The organism is Nostoc sp. CHAB 5715, assembly GCF_020829685.1.
In the GTDB taxonomy this organism is placed as follows: domain Bacteria; phylum Cyanobacteriota; class Cyanobacteriia; order Cyanobacteriales; family Nostocaceae; genus Nostoc.
This window is the reverse complement of record NZ_JAIVFR010000714.1, coordinates 1-4,034: the sequence shown is the minus strand read 5'-3', so window position 1 is coordinate 4,034 and position 4,034 is coordinate 1. Positions and strand designations below refer to the sequence as shown.

Here is a 4,034-nt window from a genome sequence, read left to right as displayed (position 1 = left end):
GAAAGCTAACTTGCAGACTCTAGAAACTTCATGTAAATAGGTTTGTCATTTGTCAGTTGTCCTTTGTCCTTTGCAAATGACCAATGACTAATGACCAATGACTAATGACTAATGACCAATGACTAATGACCAATGACTAATTAAAAACGGAGTAAATTATGCCTATAGGCGTTCCTAAAGTTCCTTACCGGATGCCCGGTGGACAATATACAGATTGGATTAGCATCTACGATCGCCTTTACCGGGAACGGATTATTTTCTTGGGGCGAGATATTGATGATGAAATTGCCAATCAAATTATCGCTGTAATGCTGTATCTGGACTCAGATGATCCAGGTAAAGATATTTATTTATACATCAATTCCCCAGGTGGGATGGTTACATCTGGCATGGCGATTTTTGACACCATGCAACATATCAAATCAGATGTAGTGACTATTTGCGTAGGTTTAGCTGCTTCAATGGGGTCTTTCCTGCTAGCAGCTGGTACTAAAGGCAAACGGCTAGCATTGCCTCACTCACGGATTATGATTCACCAACCTTCAGGTGGCACCCGTGGACAAGCAACCGATATCGAAATTGAAGCTAGAGAGATTCTGCGGATTCGTCACCAACTCAATGGCATTTATGCCGATAAAACCGGTCAGACCATAGAAAAGATTGAAAAAGATATGGATCGTGACTTTTTCATGTCTGCCGAAGAAGCAAAACAATACGGTTTAATTGACCGTGTGATTGAAGAACGAACTTCTGTAGTAACAGGGGAGTAGGGAGTAGGGAGTGGGGAGTAGGGAGTAGGGAGTGGGGAGTAGGGGGGATGAGGGAGATGAGGGAGATGAGGGGGATGAGGAAGCAGGGGGAGCAGGGGAAGCAGGGGAAGAATTCTAACTCCTAACTCCTAACTCCCCACTCCCCACTCCCCACTCCCCACTCCCTTCCCCAAACAAACTGTCAACATTGAACTTAAAAATAGCAAATTAGCCCTTATTATTAATAGTTTAGGCGTGAAGCAGATAGCTGATAGCCTCTTGCTGGATATTCGATAGCTCATAGCTCAAGATGGATCTTGGAGATTGCTACCGTTTACTAGGTTTAAGATCGGGAGCTTCTTTTGCTGACATCAAAGCGTCTTACCGACGATTGGCGCAGCAATATCATCCCGATATCAACCCAGATGACAACAAAGCTAAAGATAAGTTTATTGCGTTGACAGAGGCGTACAAGCTCTTGCTGACGGTGGTACTGCCAGAGGAGGCTGTGGCACATTCAACTCAGGTGTCAACATCTGGTGGGCGTGATGACGCAAAGGCAACGCATAGACAGAAAACACCAGTAACAACGGTGACAAACCAAGAATCAGGGAAACCAAAGCCGCCTAATGTGTTGGAAATAGAAGAACGGTTGAAGTGGAAGACTTATGATCAATTGCAGCGATTTTTGCAAGAAAGACGATTTCCGCAAGCGATCGCCTTGGCGGAAGCTTTAGCAGATCGTTTGTCAACAGATGCAGAAGTTCGTCAATGGCTAGCGATCGCCTATCAAATTTGGGGACGGGCGCTAATTTCCCAAAACCAGCTACTCAAAGCCAGAATTTATCTCAAAAAAGCTTTGAAGACAGACCCTCATAATAAAAGTCTTTGGTATGAAGTGCAGCGCGATTTCCAACGATTAGAACAAATTTTTTAAAGATTTACAATAATTTATTGGAAATCAAAATTTCGTTTCTAGATTCTAAAAAGGAAATGGTCTTCATTGGGCTGTTGCCACTGAGACGGGAGGCGGGAGCCTCCTAAAGAGCATTCCCAGCCTGAGACTGGGAACAAGGTACGAATTACGAATTACGAATTATCTGGTTATTATCGCCATCCACGCAACACTGCTCCTAATGTAGCAATTCCCTCAACAATCTTCTGTGTTGGCTGAAAGCTAAAAGCTAATCTAATGGCATCATCCCCCTGTCCATTGGTGTAGCAGCGAGTCCCTGGCAGAAAACTGACGCCGTGTTCACTGGCAGCCATTAGGAGTGCTTTGGCGCTAATGTCTGAGGGCAATTTACACCAAACGAAGAAGCCGCCATCGGGACGCTTTGCAACTATATCACTAGGAAACTCTTAAGCGATCGCTTCTAACAACAAATTGCACTTATGCTTGTAGCAGGCAATTAACTCTCGAATGTGATGATCTAGTTTGCCTGTGGCACAATAGCGGGCGACCACATGGCTGACAAACGGCCCTACAGGCCCCTCACTTTTGAACATTGCTAGCCGCTTAATAATCGCTGGATCGCCACAAGCCCAGGTATACCTTCATTGCGTACCCAATCGAGTAATTTTGGTTATTGGGTACTTAGCGTGCTAAAATATTAAGATTATTAGGAATAATGTCAGTACCGTAGAAAGTGGCAGCTAGAAGCAAAGTCCCAATGCCCATACACCCTAGATTTATAAGGTTTTGGCGTGATTGCTTTGGGCTGGGCAGTACCACGTCAATTACATCTTGCTGAAGTTGAAACTGTTGGTTTTGTGACATGGTTACTTTCTGCGTTTAAGTAACAAAATAAGCATTGCGGTGATGGCGATCGCCACGCCGTAACCCATGTAATCGGGTGCTTTTTGCTGCACGGGGTTTGTAAATTCTTGTTGCTGACTGTAGTACCGTTCAGTACCAGCGTTAGCCCTTTCTTCTGCTTGCCAGTGGGGGTATAGGGCGAAGTAGCCCACACTGGCAATGGTTGATACGCGGCTTATCGATTTCCAAAAATTCGGGTTAAATTCCAGGCTGAAACCTTTTTCTGAGATGGCGATGCTAAACTGCTCAAAGGCAGCAACTGCGGCAGTCATCACCGCGACGGAGTAACCAATGGTGCATACCATAGCAGGGATGGCGATAATCCTTGCCACAGCAAAACTACCCGCCATGATTGAAGCAACTGCGAAGGTACTAGACGTTACAGCGAGCGAATCAGGCGACCAAAGAAGTTACCAATACCTCGGAAGAAACCGCCGATTGCACCAGTGATACCGGACAAGTTAAACCCGCCACTTCCACCACTAACACCACCGACTGAACCAGGTAAGGTGCGTTGGGGGATAGCTCCCAGGTTGGCTTGGCTGCCGTCGCGCTGAATTGCTGCAAGTCTCGCAGCTTCGTATTCTCGATCGGCTTGGGACTGCATTCCAACTAGTTTTTGCTGTGCGCGATCGCCCATTTTAGTGAGCTTGTCCCGGTAGGCGATGTCCCCCAGCCGCAGGTTGACTTGATGTTGGGCAGTTAAAAGGTTCATTTGTTGAGCGTGTTTGACACCGCTTTTTCAAGCTAGAGGGTAGCTGTAGCGACTTCTGAGAACGCACTTCTTTCCGAATCAAACAAGCTCGTCCAGGTTAAATTCGTCGGCGAATTGTTCGTCTATCTCTGTATCGAGCGAGAGTGCGTTTATTTCAATGCCAGGTATGCCGTCAGCACTCAGTAAGATGTCCTCACCCTCAGCTTCTTATTAAAGAATCAGTAGACTACAAAGCTTTACCTGCCAAAGTTAGTTGTCAAATAATAAAATTGGTTGACCGATGCTGGTCATCATTTTTTGCTGCTATCAAAGAATACAGAGTAAATCCTGATAAATTTAAAGGTCGTCCTAACTTACCAAGATATAAGGATAAGGTCAAAGGACGTTCTGTAGTGATTTATCCTGCTCAAGCTGTTAGCAAGCGGGGATTAAAAAAAGGATTATTACAACCTTCAGGGACTAATATTTCTATACCAACTAAAATCCTCAGTAAGGTAGATGAAATTAGGCTAGTACCAAAATGTGGATTTTATGTATTAGAAGCAGTGTATGAGTTAGATGTTGCTGAACCTTTAGACCAAAAATATATAGCAGCGATTGATTTAGGTTTAACAAATTTAGCTACTATAGGACTAATATTTGATTTCTGAAAAAGCTCGGTACAACTCGAAAAGCCTAATTCCTTATTCCCTACTCCCTACTCCCCACTCCCCGCCTACGTAAATAATTTCAAAAATCAAATACGATTCCT

At 44.6% G+C, this 4,034-nt stretch carries 8 protein-coding genes; 3 read left to right on the top strand and 5 right to left on the bottom strand.

Annotation, left to right across the window (positions count from 1 at the left end; all coding sequences use genetic code 11):
• Positions 1-158: 158 nt before the first annotated feature.
• Both LC574_RS29710 and LC574_RS29705 read left to right on the top strand, forming a co-directional pair.
• The gene (locus LC574_RS29710) at positions 159-770 is read left to right on the top strand and encodes an ATP-dependent Clp protease proteolytic subunit (RefSeq protein WP_229457205.1); all 612 of its coding nucleotides are present in this window, start codon (positions 159-161) and stop codon (positions 768-770) included.
• A 289-nt stretch (positions 771-1,059) separates the two neighbouring features.
• Positions 1,060-1,686, top strand: coding sequence for a J domain-containing protein (locus LC574_RS29705; RefSeq protein WP_229457204.1), 627 nt, complete (start codon positions 1,060-1,062; stop codon positions 1,684-1,686).
• Between the two features lie 170 nt (positions 1,687-1,856).
• Here the strand turns inward: LC574_RS29705 and LC574_RS29700 are convergent, their stop codons facing one another.
• The 5 genes from LC574_RS29700 to LC574_RS29680 form a co-directional block, all read right to left on the bottom strand.
• A complete protein-coding gene (locus tag LC574_RS29700; protein WP_229457203.1) occupies positions 1,857-2,051 on the bottom strand; it encodes a hypothetical protein in 195 nt (64 codons plus the stop codon).
• Positions 2,052-2,111: 60 nt separating this feature from the next.
• Positions 2,112-2,258 (bottom strand): hypothetical protein, encoded by a 147-nt coding sequence (locus LC574_RS29695; RefSeq protein WP_229457202.1) that lies wholly within the window; start codon positions 2,256-2,258, stop codon positions 2,112-2,114.
• 88 nt (positions 2,259-2,346) lie between these two features.
• A complete protein-coding gene (locus tag LC574_RS29690; protein WP_229457201.1) occupies positions 2,347-2,529 on the bottom strand; it encodes a hypothetical protein in 183 nt (60 codons plus the stop codon).
• A 2-nt stretch (positions 2,530-2,531) separates the two neighbouring features.
• Positions 2,532-2,918, bottom strand: a complete 387-nt coding sequence (locus LC574_RS29685; RefSeq protein WP_229457200.1) for a hypothetical protein — start codon at positions 2,916-2,918, stop codon at positions 2,532-2,534.
• 29 nt (positions 2,919-2,947) lie between these two features.
• A complete protein-coding gene (locus tag LC574_RS29680) occupies positions 2,948-3,283 on the bottom strand; it encodes a hypothetical protein (protein WP_229457199.1) in 336 nt (111 codons plus the stop codon).
• 269 nt (positions 3,284-3,552) lie between these two features.
• On the opposite strand from LC574_RS29680, the gene LC574_RS29675 reads away from it, so the two are divergent.
• Positions 3,553-3,933, top strand: a complete 381-nt coding sequence (locus LC574_RS29675) for a hypothetical protein (RefSeq protein WP_229457198.1) — start codon at positions 3,553-3,555, stop codon at positions 3,931-3,933.
• Positions 3,934-4,034: the final 101 nt, after the last annotated feature.

Coding starts and splice junctions, on each gene's coding strand:
- LC574_RS29695 (WP_229457202.1), bottom strand. CDS start 2,258: ATGTTCAAAAGTGAGGGGCCTGTAGGGCCGTTTGTCAGCCATGTGGTC.
- LC574_RS29685 (WP_229457200.1), bottom strand. CDS start 2,918: ATGGCGGGTAGTTTTGCTGTGGCAAGGATTATCGCCATCCCTGCTATG.
- LC574_RS29680 (WP_229457199.1), bottom strand. CDS start 3,283: ATGAACCTTTTAACTGCCCAACATCAAGTCAACCTGCGGCTGGGGGAC.
- LC574_RS29705 (WP_229457204.1), top strand. CDS start 1,060: ATGGATCTTGGAGATTGCTACCGTTTACTAGGTTTAAGATCGGGAGCT.
- LC574_RS29710 (WP_229457205.1), top strand. CDS start 159: ATGCCTATAGGCGTTCCTAAAGTTCCTTACCGGATGCCCGGTGGACAA.
- LC574_RS29690 (WP_229457201.1), bottom strand. CDS start 2,529: ATGTCACAAAACCAACAGTTTCAACTTCAGCAAGATGTAATTGACGTG.